This is a genomic window from Saccharospirillum sp., from assembly GCF_039982735.1.
Classification (GTDB): Bacteria; Pseudomonadota; Gammaproteobacteria; order Pseudomonadales; family Natronospirillaceae; genus Saccharospirillum.
In genome coordinates, this window is the sequence record NZ_JBDWXV010000020.1 from 16,342 (window position 1) to 41,152 (window position 24,811).

The following is a 24,811-nucleotide window of genomic DNA, read 5'->3' on the forward strand; positions in this document are numbered from 1 at the left end:
GTAGATACGTCCATGTCGGTCCGACGCATCGGGCCTAGGCCGCAACATCCATGTTGCGGACTTCCCCACAGAGGCACACCCGGCACCCGGCACCCGGCGCTAGTCTCCCGGGCGAACTCCAACACTAGAGTTAGCGAGCAACCCGATTCAGTATGAAATCAGGTTGCGTGCAGATAGTTCGATCTCAGTGCAGTTTCAAGCGCGGCCGAATCGCATGATTCAAGCGGTCGATCACCGTCAGCAGTGCTGTTCTGGCCACACCATGCAGCGCCACCTGATGCTGCCGATACAGGCTGATGTAGACCATCCGGGCAATGCGCCCTTCAATCATCATGCTGCCCCGGGTCAGATTGCCCATCAGTGAGCCCACCGTGCTGAACCGGCTCAGGCTGATCAGCGAACCATGGTCTTTGTACCGGTATTCAAGCAGTGGCTTTTGCTGGCGCTGACGCAGCATGTTCTTATACACATGGCTGGCCATCTGATGTGCCGACTGGGCGCGGGGCGGTACCCAGCGATCGCCCGGTTGCGGGCAGGCGCTGCAGTCGCCAATGGCCCAGATGCGGTCGTCTCTTGTTGTTTGCAGGGTGGCACTGACCAGCATCAGGTTGTTACGAGTGGTTTCCAGCCCGGCCAGATCCTTGAGAAAACTTGGAGCACGCACGCCAGCCGCCCATACCATGATCGACCCTTCAATGCGTTCGCCGTCGTCTGTTTCCAGTGCACCCTCATGGCCTTTGACGACCTTGGTCTGGGTGCGCACGGTGACGCCCAGTTGACCGAGTTCGTGGGTGACCGTCTGGCTGATGCGATCGGGCAGGGCGGGCAAAATGCGCGGCCCGGCTTCGACCAGGGTAACGTCCAGATGGTCCGGTCCAACGTGGCCGAGGTCGTAGTCTTTCAGAACGCTGGCGGCATTGTACAGCTCGGCCGACAGCTCAACCCCGGTGGCGCCGCCGCCGACGATAACCAGCTTTAAGCGTTCATCCAGACCCTGGGCCCGCGCCCGGTCGAGTCGCAGAAAGGCGTTGAGCAGGTGCTGGTGGAAGCGCTCGGCCTGTGCTGGGGCGTCGAGCACCATGCAGTGTTCCTTGATGCCGGGAATGCCGAAATCGTTGGTGACGCTGCCCAGGGAAAACACCAGTTGATCGTAGGGGACGCGGCGTTCTTTGAGCACGGTGGTGCCTTCGCTGTCGACCAGCGGCGCCAGAATTACTTCTCGTTTCTCCCGGTCCAGATCGCAGACGGTGCCCAGGGTAAAATGAAAGCCGTTACGGCGCGCCTGGCCCCGGTAGTTTACCTCATCGACACCCGCATCCAGAGAGCCGGCGGCGACTTCGTGCAGCAGCGGTTTCCACAGATGGGTGTTGTTGCGGTCGATCAGCGTGATGCGCGCTTGCTTGCGCCGCCCCAGCTTTTTGCCCAGGCGCGTGGCCAGTTCAAGGCCACCGGCTCCGCCACCGATGATGACAATGTTCTCCGGCTGAGTGGTTGTGTTTTGAGTCACATTGGACTCCTTTGGTCATGAATAATCGGTTCGGGGCTGTTCTCAATTCTGTAGGACTAGTCATCCTGCTCCCATAAATCGAACCCGGAGCCCCGGGAATTCAGTTTTAATGCAATGCCGTAGGGTACTGGCCACTGCCAGGTATGCTCAAATGGCTGCTCCAACAGCGTTGCAGCCAGGGCGCGCAGGCTGCCAGCGTGGGCAATCACGATGCTGTGCTCATCGAGTGTTGTTTGCGTCGCCCACGCATATACCCGGCTGAACAGATCGCGTCCGGATTCTCCGCCCGGCATGCAGTAGTCGAGCGGCTGTTGCGCCCAGTCGTCCAGAGCGTGGCGATCAATATCGGACCAGGGGCGTTGCTCCCAGTCGCCAAAATTCAGTTCTCGCAGCGCCTCGACTTCCATTATCTGCTCAGCCGGGGCCAGGGCCCGGGCAATGGCCAGACAGCGAGGCGACGGGCTGCAATACAAGGGCCCTGGTCGCTGCGCGAGCCTGGCAGACAGCGACCGGGCGGTCTGTTCCGCCGGTTCTGCCAGAGTCGGGTCGCTGTGCCCGTAACAGACACCGGTTTCGGCCGGTGCGCCGTGTCGAATCAGTATCACCGGTATCCTTCCATGATGACGGTTAGGGTTTCTATCCCTGCTCAGGCAATGAACGCCAGCAAGATCAGCACGGCCAGCGTTTCCTGCAGTTGCTGGGCAGCGCCCAGGCAGTCGCCAGTGTAGCCCTGAATGCGGCGCATAAACCAGCGGTTCAACAGGGCGCGAAGCAACAGGGCTCCAAGCACTAGGCCGAGCAGCTGCATCGGGCTTAGCCACCAGACTAACCCTATTACGGGCACCAATGCCAGCACCGAGGCACCTATGCCAAAGCGCGTGGCCAGGGGTTTGCTTTTGCTGTTGTCGTCGCGGGCGTAGGGGAGCGTCCAGAGGGTTGAGATGGCCCAGAACCGGCTCCAGGCGGCGATCAGAGGCAGCGCCCACCAGGGCGACAAGCCTTGCTCGAACAGGGTTGTCCAGGCCAGCCAGCGAATCAGCAGGGTGACTATAAGGGCCGCCGCACCGTAAGTGCCCAGGCGGCTGTCTTTCATGATGGTGAGCACGGCCTCGCGGGTGAAGCCACCGCCAAAGCCATCAAAGGTGTCGGCCAGGCCATCTTCGTGAAAGGCGCCGGTCAGCAGCAGGCTGAAAGCCAGCATCAGCGCAACCGCCACGGGCCAAGTCCATAAGGTGCCTGCGGCCATCACGACCAGCGCCAACATCAGGCCGAGAATCGCCCCGATCCACGTAAAATAGCGGCTGCTGTGGTTTAGCAGCGCGTCGTCAAAGCGGATACCCGGGGGCGGCGGCAGGCGGGAGAAGAAGACCCAGGCGTTGAAGAAACTGTGCCACTGGGTGACGAGCCAGGGTTCCGTTCGGGGGGTATCCGGTGGTGGCATTACGCTCAATCACCCCCAGCGGTATCGACGCCGGCACTGTCGAAGCTGGCCATTTCATCGAGCATGGCAACGGCGGCCCGAATCAGCGGCCAGGCCAATACAGCGCCGGTACCTTCGCCCAGGCGCAGATCGAGTTGCAGCAAGGGTTTTACGCCCAAAGCGGTGAGCATGCGCTGGTGACCATGCTCGCCGGAGACATGGCTGAACAGGGCGTAGTCGAGGATCTCCGGGTGGTCGTACCAGACGGTCAGCAGGGCGGCCGTTGCCAGAAAGCCGTCGACAATAAAAGGTTTGCCCAGTTCTGCCGTAGCCGCCATGGCCCCGGCTATCATCGCCAGCTCGAAGCCACCCAGGTGCTGCATGATGGCACGACCCGAGGTCAGGCCTGCCTGGTGCAGAGCCAGTGCCTGGCGAACCACCTGGGTTTTGTGTTCAATAAGTGTGGCGTCGGCCCCGGTTCCGGCACCAACGCAGTCGGCCGGGTCGACCTTCAGGCAGGCGGCCATCAGCGCCGCGCCCGAGGTAGTATTGCCAATGCCCATTTCACCGAAGCTGAGAATGTCGGCGCCTTCGGCCAGTTGCATTTCTATGATGTCGGCGGCTTTGTCGACCGCTAGCTGGTAGTGCTCGCGGCTCATGGCAGGCTGACGCAACAAGTTCGCGCTGCCCTCGCCAAGCTTGGCGTCAATCAGGTTTGGGTGCGCGGGCAGCGGTTCGCCCTTTAGCCCGGCATCGACCACGGTCAACCGAACGTCCTGCTGTCGGCAAAAAACGTTGATGGCAGCGCCACCGGCCATAAAGTTCAACACCATCTGGCGCGTCACGTCGCTGGGGTAGGGGCTGACACCTTCGTCACAGACACCATGGTCGGCCGCAAACACACAATGATTCAACCGACTGAGCTGCGGGCTTAAACTGTGCTGAAGACGAGCGATCTGTGCCGCCACCGCTTCCAACTGACCCAGTGATCCGGGCGGCTTGGTCTTGTTATCGAGCGTATTCTGGATAACAGCATCAAGACTGTTGTCTACAGCGGTGATGGTAAAGCGGTCCTTAGGCATGGGTTGCTGTTCCCTCTGGTGGCTAAAGTTTGAATCTTTGCCAACTTTAAAATTTACTGAACCATTCAGTTATTTCAATTTTTGCGGTAACCCTGCCACTACCCAGGTGACCTGTTCAGCCTGCTCTGCAATAGCCTGATGCAGCCACCCGGCCTCATCAACAAAGCGCCGGTTCAGTGCACCCAGGGGCACAATGCCCTGGCCGACTTCATTGCTCACCAGCAGAATCTCAGCCTGGGTTTCTCGCAATCGGCCTAACAGGGCTGCACGCCTCTCAGCCCAGGAATCAGGTGTGGTTAGCAGACAATTGCTAAGCCATAAGGTCAGACAATCTACCAGAACAGTGTGGCCGGGTTGATCTCTTTTGGCCAGTTCCTCGGGTAGCGTCAGCGGGCATTCACAGGTTTCGAATCGGGGAGAGCGCAGGGCCTGGTGTCGTTCCAGGCGGTCTGCCATTTCTGCATCGCCGGCTTCGGCTGTGGCCAGATAGTGAAGTGGGCCGTCGGCTGCAAGAGCAATGCGTTCGGCATAACTTGATTTACCGGAACGGGCTCCGCCGAGGATCAGGTGCACAGTCAAATGAGATCTCCGGTTTTGAACGATAGACCACACATGCCGAGATACCTTTGATGTGGGCATTTAATAGTTGGTAAACCTATAGCCTTTGGATGCAATCTAAAAATCGATGCTGAGCGAGCGTTGGCGATTGGGTGTCCCTGTCTGGGGTAGTCCGCAACATGGACTAAAACGCCAGGAGCGTTTTAGCATGAGCGAAGCGAGCCCGTATGGGTGAATCCCATGGAGGGGATTCATATCATCCGGTCTAGGCCCGAAGCGTCGGACCGCCATGGATAGATTCACGCCGACCCCGGACAGGGATACCCGGTCGGGAACGCGTACTCAAGGCACTCAAGCCGGAGTAGCCGTCAAACGGCGATGTCAGCCAGATTACCCTTGGATTCCAACCAGTTCTTACGGTCACCGGAGCGCTTTTTAGCCAGTAACATGTCCATCATCTCAACGGCGACGTCGTGGTCGTCGATGCGCAGTTGCACCAGTCTCCGGGTGTTCGGGTCCATGGTGGTTTCGCGCAGTTGCAGCGGGTTCATTTCACCCAGGCCCTTGAAGCGGGTGACCTGAACTTTGCCGCGTTTTTTCTCGGCCTTGATGCGGTCGATGATGCCGTCGCGCTCGTCGTTATCCAGGGCGTAATAAATTTCCTTGCCGATGTCGATCCGGTACAGCGGTGGCATGGCGACGTAGACGTGGCCGTTGTCGACCAGAGCGCGGAAGTGGCGCATGAACAGGGCGCAGAGCAGGGTGCATATGTGCAGGCCGTCCGAGTCGGCGTCGGCCAGGATGCAGACCTTGCCGTAGCGCAGGCCTTCGAGGTTGTCGGTATCCGGGTCGACGCCCAGGGCAATGGCGATGTTGTGGATTTCTTCGCTGGCCAGCAATTCATCGCTGGCGACTTCCCAGCTGTTTAGAATCTTGCCTCGCAGCGGCATGATTGCCTGGAAGGTGCGGTCGCGGGCCTGTTTGGCGGAGCCGCCAGCGGAATCACCCTCTACCAGAAACAGTTCGCTGCGGCTGGTTTCGCTGCCGGAACAGTCGGCCAGTTTGCCGGGCAGAGCCGGGCCCTGGGTGACTTTCTTGCGGGCGACTTTCTTGGCCTGCTTCAGGCGGCTTTGGGCGTTGCTGACCACCAGTTCGGCGATCTGTTCGGCGATGTCGGTGTGCTGGTTCAGCCAGAGGCTGAAGGCATCTTTAACCACGCCGGAAATAAAGGCTGAAGCCTGGCGTGACGACAGCCGCTCTTTGGTTTGGCCAGAGAACTGTGGATCGCGCAATTTGAACGACAGCACGTAGTGGCATTTGTCCCAGACGTCTTCCGGGCTCAGTTTAACGCCTCGCGGTAGCAGGTTGCGGTATTCACAGAAGTCCCGTAGGGCGTCGAGCAGGCCCTGACGCAGGCCGTTGACATGGGTACCGCCGAGGGCAGTCGGGATCAGGTTGACGTAACTTTCCTGTACGCCTTCGCCGCCTTCGGGCAGCCACTGTACGGCCCAGTCGACCGCTTCGTCTTCACTGCTGAACGCGCCGGTAAAGGGTTCGGCGGGAATGGGGTCGTAGACCACGGTGGCGTTGTGCAGGTAATCGCGCAGACCGTCGGCGTAGTGCCAGGTGTCGGTTTCGTCTTTTTCTTCGTTGTAAAAGGTGACGTTAAGGCCGGGGCACAGCACTGCTTTGGCGCGCAGTACATGGCGCAAACGGCTGGCGAGGAATTTGCCGCTGTCAAAGTATTTGGGGTCGGGCATGAAGCGCACGGTGGTGCCGGTGTCGCGCTTGGCACAATTGCCAATCTCTTCAAGCTCGGAGGCTTTGTCGCCGTTGGCGAAGCCCATGCGGTAGAGTTTGCCGTCGCGTTTTACCGAGACTTCCAGCAGCGTCGACAGGGCGTTAACCACCGAGATACCCACGCCGTGCAAACCGCCCGAGAACTGATAGTTCTTGCCAGAGAACTTACCCCCGGCGTGCAGCCGGGTCATTATCAGTTCAATGCCGGGTACGCCGTGTTCGGGGTGAATATCCACCGGCATGCCGCGTCCGTTATCGGCGACCGACAAAGAGCCGTCCTTGTACAGCACCACTTCCATGCTGGTGGCATAGCCGCCGATGGCTTCGTCGACGCTGTTGTCGATGACTTCCTGGGCCAGGTGGTTGGGGCGGGTGGTGTCGGTATACATGCCGGGGCGCTTGCGCACCGGGTCAAGGCCGCTCAGGACTTCAATGGCGTCGGCCGAATAATTGCTCTGACTCATGCTCGGGAGTGCCTCATCAATCTGTCTCGCAAGGTGCTTGCTGAAAGTCAGCCAGGAAAGGCTGAAGAATGGGGTTAGGATACTGGCTAAGCGGCACTGGCGTCGAGTGCCAGGGGGCATTGCCCGCACAGCGGGCATGGACCAAACCGCTGCCAGGCAGGCTACAGACCGGCAATACCGGGCCGGTCAGTAGCCTTTGACGGAGTAGTCGATCTCGAAGTCGACGCCTTCAACGCGAGTGAGGCCGGTGTCTATGCGGCCATCGGCGTGCAGGTCGAGCCAGCGGTAGCCGGGTCCCTCGGTGTCGATCGAAAAGTCCTTGCTTTTCGGTTCGAACTGAACGCAGGTCGAGGGTGTTGAAATATACCGGAGGCCATTGTGCACTTCGTCGCTGCTCTGATGCACATGGCCCCAGAGCAGGGCGCGTACGTTAGTGTGGCGGCCAAGCACCGCCATCAGCTCAGCTTCGTTGTGAATGCCGATTTTGTCGATCCAGCGGCTGCCCATGGATTTGGGGTGGTGGTGAAAGGTCACAAGGGCGTGTTTGTCGCTGTGCTGGGTCAGGGCGCGGTCGAGCAGGGCAAGCTGGTCTGCGGCGAGGTGGCCGTAGACCTTGCCGGGCACGGTGCTGTCGAGCAGTACGATGACCCAGTCGTCTGTGGTAAAGACGCTGCGGGCCATGGACGGCCGGCCGGTCAGCGCCAGGGCCTGGCTCATGTGCTCGCGGTCGTCGTGGTTGCCTGCGGTCCAGAAAACGGGTGCGCCGAGGCGATCCATCCGCCCGATGAAGGTGGTGTAGGCGCCGACGGACCCATCCTGAGCGATGTCGCCGGTGGCAAGCACAACGTCGATCTCAGGGCGCTCCGCAACCACCCGATCAAGCACCAGGTCCAGGCTGTTCAGGGTGTTCATGCCCAGCAGAGTGCCTTCCTGGCTGGCATGAAGATGGCTATCGGTGATTTGCACCACACGTACTGTCTGCTGTTTCAACATGTCAATCCGCAGTCAACGGTTATAAATCCATTTTTACACAAAGTCTGGGCTAAATGTAACACGCCCTGTGCATTTCGCGACCTGGCTCTCATCAATGAGTGGTTTTGGGCCTATTACTCCGGCGACGCAGGCTGCCAGCGATCTTCGGTAACGCCGTGCTGCATCAGGTGCGCCAGCCATTCGCCCAGGTACAGGTTTGCCTGGGCTTTTTCATCGATCTGGTACATCTGGTCATTCGGGTAGGGGTAAACGCCGGACATCTGCTTGCCCTTGGCCCAGGTGACGACTTCAGCCATTCGCGCATCGTGGTACATGCGCAGCGTCAGCTGCACCTGATTGAGCGGTTCGGGCAGGGCTGGGTTGTCTTTGCTCAGGGTGAGGGTGGTGGTGAATTTGAATCGCTCCTGCACATCAATTTGCACGCGCACCGGTGTCTGCCCCTTGCCGCCGCCCCATTGAAAGGCGTAGTGGCTTTTGCTCATATCACCGAGCAGCCGTTCCAGGCGCAGAAAGTTGGCCTCGGACAGGGCATTTTGCTCCGGCAAATCCGGGATGTAGCGTTTATTGATCAAGGTGGCAATGGCCTCCGGGTGATACAGGTTTCATTGAGCGGACCAGTGGTCTTTCAGCCAGGTCAGGTTCAGTTGCACCCACTGCAGGGCGATCAGGCTGGCGGCATTGTTGATGGTGCCGTCTTTACACCAGGCGAAGGCTTGTTCCAGCGGCACCCGGTGGACGCGTATGTCTTCCCCTTCCTCGTCGAGGCCATGAATGCCGCCGACCCCCAGGCTGTCGACTTCGCCAACGAACAGAAACACCCGTTCATTGGTGCCGCCCGGCGAGGGCAGATATTGGGTGATGGGGTGCAGCCGACCCAGTTCAACCCCGGCTTCTTCCTGGGCTTCGCGGCGGGCAACCTGTTCGGGAATCTCGTCTTTATCGATCAGCCCGGCTACCAGCTCCAGTAACCAGGGGTTGGCCAGGCGCAGGGCGCCGACCCGAAACTGCTCGACCAGCACCACATGGTCGGTGGCCAGATCCAGTGGCAGCACGCACACCGCATCGTGACGGTCCATCAGTTCGCGCTGTATGGTCAGGGATTGGCCCGCGAATGTCTGGTGAGTCAGAGTGTAGCGGTCCATGCGGTAGAAGCCTTCGTAAAGATGCTCAACCTGGTCAATGGTGTGGTGGAACGTCAGGGTGTCGCGGCTCATGGGCATCCTCTGGGTCAGCGTCGTGATTCAGGCCGGTTGGGTCGGCACGGGTATGGCGCGACAGTATGGCACAGTCAGCACCGGCGTCGAGTTGGCTGCCCGGGGCGATGGTGACTTTTGGGGCTTCTGGTTGGGGGTGATTCGGGTCACACTGGTGCAATAATCCGTAAAGCCCGGGCCGATGACTGTAAACCTGCGCCCCAGGCGGCATAATGGCGGTTCGATACCAGAACAGTGCCCGTCACCGCGGTGTACCGGCTATCACCCGGTTCGCCGACAAACGTATAACCAAGAGACAGGAACAATGGCAGTGAATCGATTTGTAGCAAGCATCACCCTGGCGCTGGCTTCCGCCGGAGCCTGGGCTGAGGTGTCGCTGATGGATGTCTATCAGCAAGCGCTCGAGAACGACCCGGAACTGGCGATTCAGTCGCTCAACCAGCGCGTATCGGCCGTGCAGGTAGACTCGGGCTTCAGCGAACTGTTGCCGAGCGTTAATGCCTCGGCGGGTTACACCGTATCGAGCACCCCCGGTAATGGCATTGGCCCCGATTTCGACAATGGCCAGAGCCTCAGTGCCCGGGTAACGGCAACCCAGAATATCTTTGCGCTGGCGGCAATAGACGCCTATGAAGCCCTGAAGTTGAATGCATCGAGCGTTGAAATTGAGACCATTGCGGCCCAGCAGTCATTGATTGTGCGCGTGGCTGAGGCTTACATCAGTGTGTTGCGCGCCAAAGAAGGCCTCGATTCAGCCCAGACGCAACTGCGCGCCGTGGAGCGCCAGGCTGAACAAACCGAGCAACGCTATGAAGTCGGTCTGGTCACTGTGACGGATGTGTTGGACGCCCAGGCAACGCTTGATCAATCCCGTGTGGCCCTGATCAGCGCCAATAGCGAATACGACATCGCCCTGCAGAACCTCTCGGTATTAACCGGTGAAGTGCCGGAGTCCGTCATGGCCATTGGTACCCGCCTGCCGATTAGTATGCCGGTCGAGAATGGTCAGGATCGCTGGATCGATTACGCCCTGGACAATCACCCCAGCATTCTTGCGGCCCAGAAAGGCCTCGAATCCGGCGAACGTGAGCTGCAAGCGCGGCGCAATAACCGCTTGCCCGTGCTCAGTGCCAGTGCATCGGTCAATTATCAGGACAACGCCAGTGATGGCGTCGATTTTGACGACCGGCTGGGCAGTTCAATCGGCCTGTCGCTGTCGGTTCCGCTGTACACCGGTGGCGCTACATCGGCACAGATCGTATCAACCGGTTTGCAAAACAACATAGCGGAACAGCGCCTTGAACAACTGAAGCGCAATACCCGCATTCAGGTGGGCACCTATTACCGGCAGTTACGCACAGCGGCGCAGAATATCGATGCCCAGGCGCGCGTCGTGGAATCCCGCGAGAGCGCTTTGCAAGCGACTGAGGTAGGCTACGAAGTCGGAACGCGGAACATTGTTGAAGTTCTGAACGCCCAGCAGGCTGTGTTTGCAGCCCGGCAGGATTTCGCCAATGCCCGTTACGATTATGTGATCAGTGGGTTACTATTGAAGCAGTCGGCAGGTCAGTTGTCGGTGAGTGATCTGGAACAAATCGAGTCTTATCTGGTTAGTTTTTAAGGCAGATCGTGGTTTTTTGATTGGCCTTTTTTACCATCCACTCAATTCCGGCACAGAATACCGTTGTTAAGCCAGCCAGCGTTTGCTGGCTTTTTTGTGTTTAGATTGTATCAGGCAGGAGTCCCTGAATTATGTTGACGGTTCATCACCTGGAAAAATCGCGCTCGCACCGGGTGCTGTGGTTGCTTGAAGAATTGGGGCTGGAGTACGAGCTAAAGACCTACCAGCGCAATCCCAAGACCATGCTGGCTCCGGCTGAGTTGAAAGCCGTGCATCCGCTCGGTAAGTCGCCGGTGATTACCACGAGCGATATGACCCTGGCGGAGTCCGGTGCCATTCTTGAATGGCTGACGGAGCAACATCCGGAGAAGGCGCTATCCGTACCAGCGGCCGATCCCGCCCGGGCCGATTACCTTTACTGGCTGCATTATGCGGAGGGCACACTAATGCCTTTGCTGGTGATGACGCTGGTGTTTCGACGGGTGCCCAAATCCCGCATGCCGTTTTTTGCCAAACCAGTGGCGAAAAACATCACCCGCCGAGTAATTGGCAGTTACATCCAGCCCCAGGTGGACACCCAGCTCAAGGTCTTGAACGATCACTTGCAGAAGCGTGACTGGCTGGTTGCCGATCGCTTTACCGGTGCTGATATTCAGCTCAGCTACCCCTTGGAAGCGGCAGCCGGTCGCTATGGGTTGGGCGATGCCTATCCGGCGTTGTCGGCCTATCTGGAACGGTTGCGGGCGCGCCCGGCGTATCGGGTGGCTATCAACAAGGGTGGCCCGGTTACCTTGTGAGCACTGCACCGAAATCGTGCTGCCGCAGGGGGCTTGCATCAAAATCAATCACTTTTTAATTGTTGATTGGTTCACGCTATGACGTTGATTGCTATAAGTCGATTTCTTCGTTACCAGAATACCCATAACATGGCCCTCGTAGTCGACGCATCGCCGACATGTTTCTAACCGTTACCTTCACAGACTAGGGAGTCTTTACACATGGCACGTTACATCAATTCCGAATTGGCCCCGTTTACCGCCCAGGCATTTCACAACGGTGAATTCGTTGAAGTTACCGAAGCGACCCTGAAAGGCAAGTGGGCGGTACTGTTCTTCTACCCGGCCGACTTTACCTTTGTATGCCCGACTGAACTGGGTGACCTGGCCGACAACTATGACGAGTTCCAGAAGCGCGGCGTCGAAGTGTACTCGGTGTCTACCGACACTCACTTCACCCACAAAGCCTGGCACGATTCGTCAGAAACCATCAACAAGATCCAGTATCCGATGATTGCGGATCCGACGGGCAAGCTGACACGCAGCCTGAACGTCATGATCGAAGAAGACGGCATTGCCGATCGTGCTACGTTCGTGATCGACCCGGAAGGTATCATCCGTGTGGTTGAGATCACCGACGGCGGTATTGGCCGCGACGCCAATGAACTGCTGCGCAAGATCAAAGCGGCCCAGTACATCGCTGCCCACCCCGGCGAAGTATGCCCGGCCAAGTGGAAAGAAGGTGAAGAAACTCTGGCTCCGTCACTGGACCTGGTAGGCAAGATCTAAACACAGCCTATTGGCTGAATAACCAGATCGACCTTCATGAGGGGGCGGGTTCGCCCCTTTTTTTATCGCGCACCCGCCCCGTATTCCGCTTTTCCAGACACACAGGACACACCGATGTTGGACGCCACGTTAAAACAGCAATTGGACACCTACCTGCAAAAGATTGTGACCCCAATCGAAGTCAGTGTGTCCACCGATGATACTGCCAAATCCAAAGAACTGGACGCGCTTGCCACGGAGATCATAGATCTTTCCGGTAACATCAGTCGCGGCCAGTTCACCGGCCAGCGGACACCGAGCATGGCGATTGCCGCCGCGGGCGAAACCCCCCGGGTGAGCTTTGCCGGCATTCCCATGGGCCACGAATTCACCTCCCTGGTGCTCGCCTTGTTGCAAGCCGGAGGTCACCCGTCGAAAGCCGATCCAGAGGTGCTCGACCAGGTACGTGCACTGACCGGTGAGTTCCATTTTGAAACCTACATATCGCTGTCGTGCCAGAACTGCCCCGATGTGGTTCAGGCCCTGAACCTGATGGCGACGCTGAACCCGAACATCACCCACGAAATGATCGACGGTGCCCTGTTTCAGGACGAAGTCGACCAGCGCCAGATCATGGCCGTGCCTTCTGTCTATCTGAATGGCGAACACTTTGGCCAGGGCCGGATGACACTGACTGACATCGTCGCCAAGCTCGACACCGGCGCCGCCGAGCGTCAGGCCGAAGCACTGAACGAGCGTGACCCCTACGACGTCCTGATTGTTGGCGGTGGCCCCGCAGGCGCAGCTGCCGCGATTTATGCCGCACGCAAGGGTATCCGTACCGGGCTGGTGGCTGAGAAGTTTGGCGGCCAGGTTATGGATACCGTCGGCATCGAAAACTTCATTTCAGTGCCTTACACCGAAGGTCCGAAACTGACTGCCGGTCTAGAACAGCACGTGAAAGAGTATGGCGTTGACCTGATCACCGGGCAGCGCGCCGCTGAACTGAAAAGAGATGGCCAGTTGCAACTTGCGCTGGAAAGCGGGGCCACATTGTCGAGCCGCTCTGTGATTCTGGCCCCGGGTGCTCGCTGGCGCGAACTGGGCGTGCCGGGCGAAGCCGAATACCGTAACAAGGGCGTGGCCTATTGCCCGCATTGCGACGGCCCCTTCTACAAGGGCAAACACGTTGCCGTCATTGGTGGTGGCAACTCCGGCATCGAAGCGGCGATTGATCTGGCAGGTATTGTCAGCCACGTGACCGTACTGGAATTTGCCGACACACTGCGCGCCGATGACGTGCTGCAGCGTAAAGCACGGTCGATGAGCAACATCACCATCATCACCAATGCCCAGACCACTGAAGTGGTCGGCAATGGCAAGACCGTGACTTCGCTGAAGTATACTGACCGCGCGAGTGGCAATTCGCACTCTGTCGAACTGGCCGGTGTTTTTGTTCAGATCGGCCTGGTGCCCAACACAGAATGGCTCAAAGACAGCGACCTGGCGTTGACCCGCTTCGGTGAAATTGAAATCGACGCGCGTGGCGAAACGTCTGTGCCTGGCGTCTTCGCCGCAGGCGATGCCACCACAGTGCCATACAAGCAAATCGTGATTTCAATGGGTGCCGGTGCCACCGCTGCCCTGAGCGCTTTCGATCACCTGATTCGTTCGGATGTCCCCGCAGCGACAGTCGAAGAAAAGGTTGAGGTGGCGGAACCAGCCTAAGCCACAAACTTCGGAGTTTGGGTTACTCTGGTGCCAGGAATCCGTGTCGGGCACCGGGTGCACCTATCTGGGGTCGGCGTGAACCCATCCATGGGGCCTAGACTGAAGCATCCATGCTTCAGACTTCCCCAGATAGGTACACCCGGCACCTGACACTCAGTTGCTTGCTGCCGCTAATCTAAAAGCAGCCTCTCAAGTTTCGGAGTTCGCCGAGAAAATTAGCGCCGGGTACCGGGTGTACCCCTGTGGGGTAGTCCGCAGCAGGGATGCTGCGGTCTAGGCCCGAGACGTCGGACCGCCATGGATAGATCTACGCCGACCCCACAGGGGTATACCCGGTGCCCGGCGCGGACCAATGCCTCTCAGGCAACCCGAACTCCGGAACTTGAATTTAAAAACCCGCCGAGGCGGGTTTTTTAGGTTTGGGACTCGGATGAAATGATCGGCTGGGTCATCAGTTCATCGCGAATCATCTCGTCGATCAGCCCTTCGCGAATGGCTTTGAACGACAGTCGCATGCTGTCGATCTCGAAGGCATGGAAAACCCGGTGCAGAATCACATAGCCGGCGGCGAAGACGGCAATTCGGCGTGGGTTCAGTTCGAGTAGTTGTGATAACTGATGTTGACTGTCGGCCTGGGTCAGCACCGGGTGCAGCCGGTCGAGTTGTGCCCGGCTTATGCTGCCGTCGCGGGTCAGCCCAAGATTGCTGAGTGCCCAGCTTATCGCCTTGATGCTGCCGGATGATCCCATCACATCGGTCCAGTCGTGACCCTCGAAGCGGGGTTTGATGGCGGCAATTTGGTCATCGACGTAAGCCTCGCAGGCCGCCAAGTGTTTGGGGTCCAGCCGGTCGTGATCCAGAAAGCGGGACGTCAGCGTGACGCAGCCGAGCTCAAGGCTGGCCACCACTTCCGGCTTTCTGCCGTGGCCGACGATCAGTTCCGTACTGCCACCGCCAATGTCCAGCACGAAACGTCGGTCCTGTTCGGGTTGCCCCTGAGAGACACCACGATATATGTAGTGGGCCTCGTCTTCGCCGCTGAGAATTCGTATGGGTTGGCCCAGGGCCGACTCGGCCCGCTTAATGAACTGGGGGTCGCCACTGAGGTGGCGAAAGGCACTGGTGCCAACGGCGGTGACCTGAACATCGGGCAGGTTTTTGAGGGTATTGCTGAATTGAGTCAGACAGCGCAACGCCCGGGTTTTGGTATCCCGGTTGAGACGGCCGGTGCTGATGTCGACGCCCGCAGCGAGGCGCACCAGTTGGCGTTTGCAATCCACCGATTGCAGCGAGTGTCCATCCGATTTCATGATAACCAGATGGAAGCTGTTCGAGCCGAGGTCTACCGCGGCATAGAGTGCAGGTGCGTTCATGGGACAACTGGGGTTTTTATTATTACGGAAATATAGCGGGTATCTCGCCAGATTGACACTCTGGCAATGAAAAGTTCAGTCAGGCGGGGCGTACAGCAAAGTCATAAGGGCGTTCGAACACCTGCCGGGTGGCAGGCGTTCGGTTCGATAGCCGGGTTCAATCCAGACGGGCAGCGAGAAAATCCTGCAGCGCTTCCCAGGAAGCCCGATCGGCGTTCAGATCGTAATCGCCACTGCCAAAAACCGTAAAGGAATGGCGTGCACCGCCGTGAATCTGAGCAGAATGCTCAACGCCTGCGGCCTGCAGATTGTCGAGCAGGGCCGCCACATCGGCCATGCCCGACACCGGGTCGGCTGAGCCATGCTGTACCATCACCGGGGCAGCAACCTGGCTGTAGTTCTGGCCATCGGGCAGGTTAAGGCCGCCGTGAAACGACACAAAGCCTTCGGTTTCCGCTCCGGTGCGCGCCAGTTCCAGAACGCCGGCACCGCCGAAGCAATAGCCGATGACCACGATGTCGTCAGTGGCACCGGGAATCCACTCGGCCTCTGCCAGAGCGCCCTGCAGGCGTTTTTGGAATTCTGCCCGGTCGGCATACATTTCGCCCGAGCGTTGCTGGTTTTCTTCCATCGAGGTCGGGTTGCGGCCAGCGCCGTATACATCGATGGCAAAGGCGGTGTAACCCTGAGCGGCGAGCATTTCGGCCCGGCGTTTTTCGTAGTCGGTTACGCCATCCCAGTCGTGAATGATCAGCACGGTGCCAAGAGATTCATCCAGATTGCTGTTGTGAGCCACATAGCCTTCGAATTCCATGCCATCGACGCTGTAGGTATGGGCCTGGCCCATCACCTCGGCCTGGGCCGACAGCGTAAACAGAGCCGTACCCACCAGGGTGGCGAGACTGTGGTGCAGTTTCATATCGCTTCCTCTCTTTGTTGTGGTTACTGAAGTGTGAAGAGTGACCGGCCCGGTCCTGGTGCACTGTCAGGCTAAGACCGTCCGACCGCGTACGCTTACTTACGGCCAGGCTGCCATACTGGACCGATTCGGGCGGTCAGGTTGCACTCAGGGTAGTACAGGAATGCCCGGAGGCACTGCGAGGCGTGAGACAAGCCGGTATACTCTGTACCTACATGAATAATCGATTGAGGCTCAGTGAGATGGCATCTTCACCTGAACAGGCAGCCAAGCTGTTACCGGCACTGGAAGTGGAAACGGGCGATCAGCCGGATGCGACCGTTATCTGGTTACACGGTCTGGGAGCCGACGGTCACGATTTCGAACCCATTGTTCCAGAACTGCAGTTACCAGCATCGATGTCGGTGCGGTTTATCTTTCCGCACGCGCCCCAAATTCCGGTGACCATTAACGGCGGCTTTGTGATGCCCGCCTGGTACGACATTCTGGAAATGTCGATCGACCGTAAGGTCGATACGCCACAGCTGGAAGCCTCTGCCTCGGCAATCGATGCGTTTATAGCGCGTGAACGCAGTCGCGGCATCGACAGCCGGCGCATCATCGTGGCGGGGTTTTCCCAGGGCGGAGCCGTGGCCTACGAATGCGCTCTGCGGCACGCCGAGCCTTTGGGCGGTCTGATGGCGCTATCGACCTATTTCGCGACGCAAAAGACCGTCAAACGATCGGTGGCGAACCAGGCATTACCCATACTTGTGTGTCACGGGGTGATGGATCCGGTTGTGCCCGAAGTGCTGGGTCGCCAGGCTGTCACGGCGCTGACCGAAAACGGGTATTCGCCCGAATACCAGACCTACCCAATGGAGCACAGCGTGAATGCGGCCGAGATCAATACGATCTCAGCCTGGTTGCAGAAAGTACTGGGGGCTACTTCAGTTTAAAGTACGACACCGAGTGCAGCAGGTCCTTGCTCAGCTGATTCAGCGATTCGGTTGAACCGACCGATACCTGAGCGCGGCGGGTGTTGTCTTCGGTGATCTGGTTCACGTCGTTGACGGTGTCCGACAGGGTGCTGAGGGTGACGTTTTGCTCCTCGGCGGCGGCTGAGGTTTGCAGGGTCCAGTCGCGAATTTTTTCGACGGCGACGACAAAGCGTTGAATGGCCTCACCGGCCTCGCTGACTTTGTCGACCGACGCGATTGACTGGTCGTGGCTGTCATTGATGACGCTCACAGCAGCCTGGGTACCCTGGCGCAGCTCTTCCAGTGTTTGCTGAATTTCCTCGGTCGACTGCTGGGTGCGGTGCGCGAGTTGGCGCACTTCGTCAGCGACGACGGCAAAGCCGCGGCCCTGTTCACCGGCGCGGGCGGCTTCGATGGCAGCATTAAGCGCGAGCAGGTTGGTCTGCTCGGCAATGGCCTGAATCGAGGTAATAATGGTGGTGATGTTTTCTGCCTGGCCGTCGAGTTTTTTGATCACCTCCACCGATTGTTCGATGTCACCGGCCAGTTTCTGAATGGCGGTAATGGTCTGGGTCACGGTGTCGTTGCCCTGGGCGGCGGCTTCGTTTGCACTTTCGGACACGTTAAGCGATTCGACCGCCGCTTCGGAAACCTGCTGCGAGGCGGTTTGCAGTTCACCAATGGCGTGGGCCAGATGCTGCATTTTCTCCTGCTGGTTTTCCGCGTCTTTAAAGCGGGCTTCGGTGTCTTCCATAATACTGCCGGCCGAAGTGCCCAGGTGTTCGGAAAGCTCCACCACCGAGGTGAAAATCTCGTTGAGTTTGGTGTTCATCTGGCTAACAGCCAGTTTTACCTCATCGACTTCATCGCCCTGTTCACGGGCATCGATAACGCCGGTCAGGTCGCCACTGGCGAGTTGGCGGGTAATATCGACCACCGAATGCAGGTCGCGCTTGAGTTTGCGCAGCACGAAAAACGCCACGGCAACGGCCAGTAGTATGATCAGCGTCAAGCCAATGACCAGGTTTTGCACGGTGCTTTGCTGCGATTCGATCAAATCGTTGGATCGGGTGCTGACCAGGGTGTTGTAGTGCTCGGTAAACAGGTCAATGCTTTCTTCAACGGGCTGGGTACGTTCTTCCAGTGCCGTTTCTGCCGCACGCCGCACATTGAAGCCGCCCTTGGTGATCCAGACCTCGGCCGCTTCGTTGAAGGCCGCCCCCAGGTTCGCCTGGCGCTCTTGCAGGGTGCTCATCAGGTCTTGGAGGGGCAGGTCGGTGATGGGAACCAGTACGTTATTCCAGCTTTCAATGAGCGCCGGATCAAGGTTTTGGGTGGCCTCAAGCAGGCGGGTTTGAGTGGCTTGCGTGGCTTGCACCGATGCTTCCAGCTCGGCCAGTGGAATGGCATCGGCAAAATAGCGCGGCCCTAGGTCTGAGGTGTCGGCGTATTGTCGGTTTAGGGTTTGCCAGTTTTCAACCAGTTGGCTCTCCAGGCGTCGCAACTGGGCGTCGGTCTGGCTGTTGGCAATAATGCCGCTGAAGCTGGTGACAAAGAGCCCGGCGAGCAGTATCAGTGCCAAAATAAGCGCACTGACCAGTAGGCTGATTTTGTAAGTAAGCGAGAGTTTGATCATCTGCGATGCCTTTGGCCCTGGGGCGTTTGCTGACTGGTGATCGCCTCCTCCTTGATGGCAACAACCCGGTATTGGGTGGTGTATCGGCTGTACCAGCGAGAACTTGACGAAACCGGTAGCGAATCGTCGGTGGTAGCCAACGCTTTGCTATGCGAAATTCGTGCCGGATCTTGCTGTGATATCGCCACTTAATGTCTACTGATTCTCAAATTAAAGCACTGAAACGGTGCGTTGTCAGGTGCATTGCGCCTTTTTTCTTCCATTCCGGCGCAGGGGCACTGTAAAAGCATTTCACCGAATCGGGTTGGGCTGCTAACCTGACTTTTTAGACAAATGACCGGAAAGTTAGACAATGAGAGAACAGCCTGTTGATTTTCAAACACTGAGTTGTCAGGCCTGCCGCGATGGCAACCTGTTGGGATTTGATTTCAGTATGGCGTTCCAGCCGCTGGTGGATGTATCCCGGCGCGAACTCTATGGGTACGAAGCCCTGGTGCGGGGCTTGAAGGGCGAGTCGGCCTACAGCATCATCAGCAAGATCGATGACACCAATCGCTACCGCTTCGATCAGGCCTGCCGGGTAAAAGCCATCACGCTGGCGTCCAGGCTGCAATTGCAAGGCATGCTCAGCATTAACTTTTTACCGAATGCCGTTTACCGGCCCGAGCTGTGCATTCGTACCACCCTGAATGCTGCAAACGAAGCGCAATTTCCGATAGAACGCATCATGTTCGAGATCACCGAAGTGGAACGGGTTGAAGATCAGGATCATCTGGTCTCAATCCTCGATTACTACCAGAAACAGGGTTTTCTGACCGCGCTCGACGATTTCGGTTCCGGTTATTCCGGGCTGAATTTGCTGGCCAAGGTTCAGCCGGACATCGTGAAACTTGATATGGCGCTCATTCGCGGTATCGATCAGGATAGAACCCGCCAGATCATCGTACGGTCTACCGTGCAAATGCTGCGTGATATCGGCTGCCGGCCTCTGGCTGAGGGTATTGAGTGCGAGGGCGAGTTTGCCTTTCTGCAGAACCTGGGCGTCGATCTGTTTCAGGGGTACTGGTTTGCCAAACCGGGATTTGAAACCCTGCCCGAAGTTGACTGGCACGGGCTTTAACTGCGGCCTGGCCCGGGGAGCCGTGGCCGTTCAGTTTTTTTGAGCAGTCACTGCAGAAACCCTCGCTATCTGCACGGGTGAATCTGACTTAGTCTGTGCCAAACAGTGAGGAGATTCCCCCATGACCTATGTCAGACCTGCGACCGAACGCGGTCGCGCCCAATTTGGCTGGCTCGACAGCCACCACTCCTTTTCCTTTGGCAATTATTACGACCCGAACCACATGGGCGTCTCGGTGCTGCGCGTTATCAATGACGACCGGGTTGATCCGGGAGCCGGCTTTGGTGCTCATGGTCATCGCGATATGGAAATACTGTCGTACGTGCTTGAAGGTGAAATTGAACACCGCGACAGCATGGGCAACATCAAGCGCATTCCGGCGGGTGATTTTCAGATCATGAGTGCCGGTACCGGGGTGATGCACAGCGAATACAATGCATCAGACACCGAGCCTCTGCATTTTCTGCAGATCTGGCTGCTGCCCAATGCCATGCAGGTAACGCCTCGCTATGACCAGCGGGCCTTTGCCCGTCGTCCCGGTGGCACCGCCATCTTGCATCCCGGGGAGCCTGGCGCAATGCACGTGCATTCGGACGCCCGGTTGTGGCGTTACCTGGGCAGTAGCGATTCTGGTAGCGCAGAGTGGACGCTGGTTCCTGAGGGGCAGCAGCTCTATGTCCACAGTGTCAGTGGGCAGATTCAGGTGGCGGGACATACCCTGAATCCGGGTGATGGCATTGCCCTCAATGACCGATCAATAACGCTGACCGGGGATTCAAGTGCCGAAGCGCTGGTGTTTGATTTACCCTGACGCAGAGTTTACGAGCGCTGGTCTGGAGGCCTGCGTCAGCACGGGGTAGGCTGGCAGGTACTTCAAAACGTTCAACAAAGGACAGGTGTTGACTAATACTTCCGGAGCAGCGTCCGTCACAGTCCCCTTGTTGGTTGCCGGGCCCGTGGTTCGGCGCCTAACGCTGGAGCGATGTGTGCTCTGGATGGTCGTCACCCGGGAGCCAGCCGGGCGGTTTGAAGTGATCCGGAGCAGGGATCAGGCCGTTTTGCTGGACACTGACCTGGCCGAGGTGGCCGAAACCGTCCGGATCGGCACGCGTGCCTGGGTGGTGCTGATTGACGCCCGGTTTGATGAGCCGCAAAGCGACGGTGAGTTCATCGAGTACGACTGGGTAGTGACTGAGAACGGTCACACCCAGCGCCTGATGCAACTGACCCCTGCGCTGCTGTATCCCAACCAGTCTCGCCCGCAACTACGGCTGAAAAAGACACTGGGCGAAGTACTGCACGGCTCTTGCCGGAAACCGCATTACGATGGCGACGATGCCCTGGCTCAACTGGACGACCGGTTGGCGGACGCGTTCGTCAATGCCGACGCTCAACGTCCCGATGTGTTGCTGATGACCGGCGATCAGGTGTATGCCGATGATGTGGCTGGCCCGATGCTGTGCGCCATTCACGCCACCAGTGAGCTGCTGGGTCTTTGGCCGGAACGCTGGCAGGGTGCCGAGATTAACGACAGCGAAACGCTGCAATCCTCTGACTTTTCTTACTATTGCCGTGAAGCGCTGCTGCCCAAGACGGAAGAAAACCGCGCCCTGTATAAACGGTTTATTTCCGGAGCGCGCAAGCCTATTTTTACCTCGGTAGCGGCCAAGAACCATCTGGTGGGCTTATCGGAAGTGCTGGCCATGTATTGCCTGGTCTGGTCGGACCGGCTCTGGCCACTGATTGATCGGTCATCACCGGCCAGCATGTCGCCGGACTTTCAGGAGCAGTATGATCGCGAAGCGGGCATTATTGCCGGCTTCGTCGCCGATCTGCCGCGGGTCCAGCGCGCGTTGGCGCACCTTCCCTGTTACATGATCTTTGATGATCACGACATTACCGACGACTGGAACCTCACCCGGGGCTGGGAAGCCGCGGCCTACGGTCATCCGTTTTCACGACGCATTATTGGCAATGCGCTGGTGGGGTATGCTCTCTGCCAGGCATGGGGCAATGACCCCGACCAATTGACGTCGCTGATTCGTGAACAGATCAAACCGGTACTGGAAGCCAAAGCCCAGGGCTATAACCCGGAGCAACACGAGCGGATAATTGACCAGGTGCTCGACTGGGAACACTGGCATTACCAGGTGCCCACCCACCCGCCATTGATTGTTCTGGATACGCGAACTCAGCGTTGGCGTTCGGAGTCGGACCCGGACAGACCTTCCGGGTTGATGGACTGGGAAGCCCTGACTGAATTGCAGCAACAACTCATCCATCAACCATCGGTACTGATGGTATCGGCCGCACCGGTGTTTGGTGTAAAGCTGATCGAGGCGATGCAACGCGTGTTTACATTTTTTGGGCGGGCATTAACCGTTGATGCTGAAAACTGGATGGCGCACCCGGGTGCAGCTCATGTGATGCTCAATATTTTTCGACACGCTAAAACGCCAGTACATTTCGGCATTCTCAGTGGTGATGTGCACTACTCCTTTGTGTACGATATTCGCATTCGTCACAGCAAAAGCAGTCCGCATATTCAGCAGGTCACGAGCAGTGGCCTGAAAAATGGCTTTCCCACGACCCTTTTGCACCGTTTCGACCGGGCCAACGCCTTGTTGTATGGACGCTACTCTCCCCTGAATGCGTTTACCAAGCGGCGTGGTATGTCGATCGACACCCGGTACCCGAATGCAGACCGGAACCAGAGTCTGGTAAACGGCAGTTCACTGGGGCGGGTGCTGATAGATGAGGCGGGTGCCATTGTGCAGGCGTCGATTTTCGATGCGAAAGGCAATGAAACCCTGTTCAGACAGCCTGAGCAGGGAGGGGAGTAGCCGGGTCAGGCCGGTAAGGCAGTGACCCGGCTGTTGCGCAGGGCCGGTCAGGCGCCGATAACGCCGCCATCGTTGCGACGAACCGCAATCACGGACGACCGGGGAACGCCGTCACGTGCTGCGTTGGGCCACTGACCGGCCGGGTGCTGAATGCCGACCAGCATGGTGCGGTGATCGTCCGAAAACGTCAGCCCCGTGACTTCACAGCCCTGAGGGCCAACCAGGAATCGACGAATGTGGCCGGTGACCGGGTCGGCACAGAGCATTTGGTTGTTGCCCTGACCAGCGAAGTCGCCTTCATTCGAATAATTACCATCGGTCTGAATCCACAACCGTCCGAAGCGGTCGAACACCAGGCCGTCCGGGCTGTTGAACATGTTGTCGGCGGTGATGTTTTCACTGCCGGCATAGGCGCCGGTTTTAACCACCGGGTTGCCGGCAACGGCGTACAGATCCCAGCCAAAGCGGCGTGATGCGTGATCGCGGTTTTCCGGCATCCAGCGCACGATCTGACCGTACTGGTTTTCGGCACGCGGGTTCGGGCCGCCGACCGGTTGCTGGTCGGTGGTGCCGCGCCGTGTGTTGTTGGTCAGGGCGCAGAAGACCATGGGTGAAGAGGGGTGACAGGCAACCCATTCCGGACGGTCCATGGTGGTCGCGCCGACAAAGCTCGCTGCGGCGCGGGCCCGCACCAGAATATCGGCCTCGTTTTCAAAACCGTTTGCCTGGTTCAGGCCGTTCTGGCCGTAACTGAGCTCGATCCATTCACCGGCACCCCCATCGTGGAATTTGGCGACATAGAGCGTGCCCTGTTCCAGCAGGGTCAGATTGTGGGCGCGGTCATTGGGTCGGTAGGCATCGCGCGAGACAAACTTGTACAGAAACTCACCGCGTTCGTCGTCTCCAGAATACACCACGGCACGGCCGTCCCGGTTGATGGTCATGGCGGCATTTTCATGTTTGAAACGGCCGAGGGCGGTGCGTTTTTTCGGGCGTGCGTCCGGATTGTACGGATCAATTTCGACGACCCAGCCAAAGCGGTTTGCTTCGTTCGGTTCCTTGGCCAGATTAAAGCGTTCCTCATGCGGCCACCAGTTGTAACCGAAACCACTGTCACTCAGGCCGTAGCGGCGTTGGTCGTCGCTCAATTCAGTGCCTTCCGGTGCGCCAAAATAACCGTTGAAGTTTTCTTCACAGGTGAGGTAGGTGCCCCAGGGGGTGCGTCCGGAGCCGCAGTTGTTAAAGGTACCCAGCACGCGACGACCGCTTGGGTCGGTTGAGGTTTTAACGTACTCGGAACCGGCGACGGGACCGGTCAGTTCGAAGGCCGCGTACCCGTGCAGCCGGCGGTTCATGGGAGCGTCTTTCAGGTACACCCACTGACCGTTAGGTTTGCGCTCCATTTCCACCAGCGTGACACCGTGCGCGGCGATGCCTTTGCGCACATCGGCCAGGGTTTTGGCGGCTTCACCATGCTCGAAGATGAATTCGTCGTTGTAGTATTCGTTGTTGACCGCGAGGATAGCCCGGTCCGGGTTGACGCTGCCGTCGGCGTAAGTCAGATGAAACATTTCCATGCCGTCGGTGTTGTCGCCAAACTGGCCAGCCTGAGCATCGGCGTCGTTGTTCCGCGCGAAGTTGGGCGCACCGGCCAGCACCGGATCGCCCCAGGACATCAGCACATCGTAGCTGTAGCCAGCAGGCAGTGTAATGGTGTCAGCGGTGCTGGCGGGAATGTTGTCGAAGCTCATCAGGGTGGTGGCTTCGCTGACGGCCATGGCCAGGCTTGACGTGCCACCGAGGAAGGTCGCCGCACCGGCAGCCGAGCCGATCTTGATCAGGCTGCGACGTGAAATGGCTTTGCTGATCAGCCGATCGAATTCAACGGGGTTTTCGTTGTAATCTGGTTCCAGGCTGGCATCGGGGGTGTGGTTAGACATGGGTCAGGTCCTTATTGTCAGGTCGGTTGGTCTGCACGGAAATCGTGTGACAGTTTTGCCAACCGACGTGACAGAGGCGTGACGACG

At 58.4% G+C, this 24,811-nt stretch carries 22 protein-coding genes; 9 read left to right on the forward strand and 13 right to left on the reverse strand.

The features are described 5' to 3' along the window. Positions 1-184: 184 nt before the first annotated feature. From ABJT94_RS17225 to ABJT94_RS17265, 9 genes are all read right to left on the reverse strand, one after another. Positions 185-1,507 (reverse strand): NAD(P)/FAD-dependent oxidoreductase, encoded by a 1,323-nt coding sequence (locus tag ABJT94_RS17225; RefSeq protein ID WP_348475878.1) that lies wholly within the window; start codon positions 1,505-1,507, stop codon positions 185-187. 56 nt (positions 1,508-1,563) lie between these two features. Then, positions 1,564-2,112 (reverse strand): histidine phosphatase family protein, encoded by a 549-nt coding sequence (locus ABJT94_RS17230; RefSeq protein ID WP_348475877.1) that lies wholly within the window; start codon positions 2,110-2,112, stop codon positions 1,564-1,566. Between the two features lie 41 nt (positions 2,113-2,153). Continuing rightward, on the reverse strand, positions 2,154-2,948 hold the full coding sequence (locus ABJT94_RS17235; RefSeq protein WP_348475876.1) for an adenosylcobinamide-GDP ribazoletransferase: 795 nt from the start codon (positions 2,946-2,948) through the stop codon (positions 2,154-2,156). A 5-nt stretch (positions 2,949-2,953) separates the two neighbouring features. Beyond that, the gene (gene cobT / locus ABJT94_RS17240; RefSeq protein ID WP_348475875.1) at positions 2,954-4,009 is read right to left on the reverse strand and encodes a nicotinate-nucleotide--dimethylbenzimidazole phosphoribosyltransferase; all 1,056 of its coding nucleotides are present in this window, start codon (positions 4,007-4,009) and stop codon (positions 2,954-2,956) included. Positions 4,010-4,078: 69 nt separating this feature from the next. Beyond that, complete coding sequence (gene cobU / locus ABJT94_RS17245) at positions 4,079-4,582, reverse strand: bifunctional adenosylcobinamide kinase/adenosylcobinamide-phosphate guanylyltransferase (protein WP_348475894.1); 504 nt, start codon at positions 4,580-4,582, stop codon at positions 4,079-4,081. A 353-nt stretch (positions 4,583-4,935) separates the two neighbouring features. Further along, on the reverse strand, positions 4,936-6,831 hold the full coding sequence (gene parE, locus ABJT94_RS17250) for a DNA topoisomerase IV subunit B (protein ID WP_348475874.1): 1,896 nt from the start codon (positions 6,829-6,831) through the stop codon (positions 4,936-4,938). A 186-nt stretch (positions 6,832-7,017) separates the two neighbouring features. Continuing rightward, positions 7,018-7,824, reverse strand: coding sequence for a 3',5'-cyclic-AMP phosphodiesterase (gene cpdA, locus ABJT94_RS17255; protein ID WP_348475873.1), 807 nt, complete (start codon positions 7,822-7,824; stop codon positions 7,018-7,020). A gap of 113 nt (positions 7,825-7,937) precedes the next feature. Beyond that, positions 7,938-8,396 (reverse strand): DUF1249 domain-containing protein, encoded by a 459-nt coding sequence (locus ABJT94_RS17260; protein ID WP_348475872.1) that lies wholly within the window; start codon positions 8,394-8,396, stop codon positions 7,938-7,940. 30 nt (positions 8,397-8,426) lie between these two features. Then, a complete protein-coding gene (locus ABJT94_RS17265) occupies positions 8,427-9,038 on the reverse strand; it encodes an NUDIX domain-containing protein (protein ID WP_348475871.1) in 612 nt (203 codons plus the stop codon). Here ABJT94_RS17265 and ABJT94_RS17270 point away from each other — a divergent pair. The 5 genes from ABJT94_RS17270 (at position 9,037) to ahpF (ending at position 13,931) form a co-directional block, all read left to right on the forward strand. Continuing rightward, entirely contained in the window at positions 9,037-9,201 is a 165-nt protein-coding gene (locus ABJT94_RS17270) for a hypothetical protein (protein WP_348475870.1), read from the forward strand. The two genes, ABJT94_RS17265 and ABJT94_RS17270, sit on opposite strands and share 2 nt — an antisense overlap. A 141-nt stretch (positions 9,202-9,342) precedes the next feature. Further along, the gene (locus ABJT94_RS17275) at positions 9,343-10,659 is read left to right on the forward strand and encodes a TolC family outer membrane protein (RefSeq protein WP_348475869.1); all 1,317 of its coding nucleotides are present in this window, start codon (positions 9,343-9,345) and stop codon (positions 10,657-10,659) included. Between the two features lie 131 nt (positions 10,660-10,790). Beyond that, positions 10,791-11,456, forward strand: a complete 666-nt coding sequence (locus ABJT94_RS17280) for a glutathione S-transferase (RefSeq protein WP_348475868.1) — start codon at positions 10,791-10,793, stop codon at positions 11,454-11,456. Between the two features lie 201 nt (positions 11,457-11,657). Next, entirely contained in the window at positions 11,658-12,224 is a 567-nt protein-coding gene (gene ahpC, locus ABJT94_RS17285) for an alkyl hydroperoxide reductase subunit C (RefSeq protein WP_127556810.1), read from the forward strand. Between the two features lie 114 nt (positions 12,225-12,338). Then, positions 12,339-13,931, forward strand: a complete 1,593-nt coding sequence (gene ahpF / locus ABJT94_RS17290) for an alkyl hydroperoxide reductase subunit F (protein WP_348475867.1) — start codon at positions 12,339-12,341, stop codon at positions 13,929-13,931. A gap of 416 nt (positions 13,932-14,347) precedes the next feature. On the opposite strand, the gene ABJT94_RS17295 is transcribed toward ahpF, so the two are convergent. Then, positions 14,348-15,307, reverse strand: coding sequence for a hypothetical protein (locus ABJT94_RS17295; protein ID WP_348475866.1), 960 nt, complete (start codon positions 15,305-15,307; stop codon positions 14,348-14,350). A gap of 157 nt (positions 15,308-15,464) precedes the next feature. Continuing rightward, positions 15,465-16,226 carry a dienelactone hydrolase family protein gene (locus ABJT94_RS17300; RefSeq protein WP_348475865.1) on the reverse strand — a complete coding sequence of 254 codons (762 nt, stop codon included), beginning with the start codon at positions 16,224-16,226 and terminating at the stop codon, positions 15,465-15,467. A gap of 242 nt (positions 16,227-16,468) precedes the next feature. Between ABJT94_RS17300 and ABJT94_RS17305 the strand changes: the two genes are divergently transcribed. Beyond that, on the forward strand, positions 16,469-17,164 hold the full coding sequence (locus ABJT94_RS17305) for a dienelactone hydrolase family protein (protein WP_348475864.1): 696 nt from the start codon (positions 16,469-16,471) through the stop codon (positions 17,162-17,164). Here the strand turns inward: ABJT94_RS17305 and ABJT94_RS17310 are convergent. Further along, positions 17,151-18,821, reverse strand: a complete 1,671-nt coding sequence (locus ABJT94_RS17310) for a methyl-accepting chemotaxis protein (RefSeq protein ID WP_348475863.1) — start codon at positions 18,819-18,821, stop codon at positions 17,151-17,153. The genes ABJT94_RS17305 and ABJT94_RS17310 overlap by 14 nt on opposite strands. Before the next feature lie 352 nt (positions 18,822-19,173). Here ABJT94_RS17310 and ABJT94_RS17315 point away from each other — a divergent pair, with 352 nt between their 5' ends. The 3 genes from ABJT94_RS17315 to ABJT94_RS17325 all read left to right on the forward strand — a co-directional run bounded on the left by ABJT94_RS17315 (position 19,174) and on the right by ABJT94_RS17325 (position 22,784). Next, positions 19,174-19,941: an EAL domain-containing protein gene (locus tag ABJT94_RS17315; protein ID WP_348475862.1), complete on the forward strand. Its 768-nt coding sequence runs from the start codon at positions 19,174-19,176 to the stop codon at positions 19,939-19,941. Between the two features lie 121 nt (positions 19,942-20,062). After that, a complete protein-coding gene (locus ABJT94_RS17320; RefSeq protein WP_348475861.1) occupies positions 20,063-20,752 on the forward strand; it encodes a pirin family protein in 690 nt (229 codons plus the stop codon). An 88-nt stretch (positions 20,753-20,840) separates the two neighbouring features. After that, on the forward strand, positions 20,841-22,784 hold the full coding sequence (locus tag ABJT94_RS17325; RefSeq protein ID WP_348475860.1) for an alkaline phosphatase family protein: 1,944 nt from the start codon (positions 20,841-20,843) through the stop codon (positions 22,782-22,784). 47 nt (positions 22,785-22,831) lie between these two features. Here the strand turns inward: ABJT94_RS17325 and ABJT94_RS17330 are convergent, their stop codons facing one another. Further along, positions 22,832-24,724 (reverse strand): PhoX family phosphatase, encoded by a 1,893-nt coding sequence (locus ABJT94_RS17330; RefSeq protein WP_348475859.1) that lies wholly within the window; start codon positions 24,722-24,724, stop codon positions 22,832-22,834. Between the last annotated feature and the right edge of the window lie 87 nt (positions 24,725-24,811).